Source organism: Pseudoalteromonas sp. SR44-5, assembly GCF_014163675.1.
Classification (GTDB): Bacteria; Pseudomonadota; Gammaproteobacteria; order Enterobacterales; family Alteromonadaceae; genus Pseudoalteromonas; species Pseudoalteromonas rhizosphaerae.
Genome location: NZ_JACJDT010000130.1, coordinates 1 through 1,092, shown reverse-complemented (window position 1 = coordinate 1,092; position 1,092 = coordinate 1). Strand labels below are relative to the sequence as shown.

The 1,092-nt window shown below is 40.1% G+C and carries 1 protein-coding gene and 1 pseudogene; both read left to right on the top strand.

The genetic code is table 11. The features are described from left to right. Positions 1–351: pseudogene (locus H5154_RS22805) on the top strand (hypothetical protein); the annotation flags it as partial. A 10-nt stretch (positions 352–361) separates the two neighbouring features. Continuing rightward, on the top strand, positions 362–1,092 hold a 731-nt coding region (locus H5154_RS22800), incomplete at its 3' end, for an Imm49 family immunity protein (protein ID WP_182719737.1).

Genomic DNA, 1,092 nt, shown 5'->3' with positions numbered 1-1,092 from the left:
CCCCCGCCACCTGCGAAAATGGAGCTAGGCTTTGGTCCGGGCCCCGGTTTTGACCAAGTATGGGCTAAGCGGGATAAAAATGGCAACGTGCTAGAATACTTTATCGTTGAAGCTAAGGGACCTGGTGCTAAGCTTGGCAAAACAAGTAAAGGGTTCACACAAATGGATGATGATTGGATTAAAATGAACCTCAAACGCATGAAAAACTCGAAAAAGTACCCTGAGCGTAATCAACTAGGGCAAAATTTACTTGAAGCAGATGATTTAGATATACCAGTAAACAAACTAGTGATAGAAGCTGTTGAAGAAAGTGGCAATGTAGTTGACGCAAAATTACAACCTTTACCTTAGAGAATTAAGAATGTTAAAGCTAAATAAACTTACCGCAGAAGATGTTGAATATGACATCACGCGTGCAAATACTCACTTGCCAGCGTGGTTAGAAAGGTTTAAAGACACCAGTAGGACGCTCGAACAGTACAAAAAAAGCGTTTTCAAAATTTCTGACTTTTATTTAATGTTAGCGTATGGTAATTACGCACTCGAAAACGTCTCAGAAGTGAAGCCCAATTTAAAAAAAGCCGCGCCCTATGCGTTTTTATGCGGCTTCGACCCTGAGTTACAGACCCGTAAAAGCGATTACTCCATTCAAAAAGAGTTAAACATCTGTTTGTTGTTTGGTGAGCCTGAATTGCTAGAACAAATAAAAGCGCTTGACTGGTCACTATCAGAAGATGATATTGTACATCCTGCTATTTACCAATATGATCACTTATTAATGCAAATAGCCACTGGCAGCCCTCTTACCCCGCAGGCCATTAACACCGCACAACAAGATGCTCAAAAAGCCAAAAATAAAGATGTATTGCAATTTTTCGCCCCTTTAATTGAAGCTATATCAGCATTAATTTCTGGTGACCAACCGCTCTGGCAAGCCAGTATTGATAAAGCAATCAAATGGCACTCTGATGAATGTAAATTTGGTGATTACAAAGATATGGAAGAAGGCTTTATCTGTTTAAATGCCCTTACTATGGCAAAGTTAGGCAAAGACATGCATGGTTGGCAATGCCACACCGACTCATTATATTT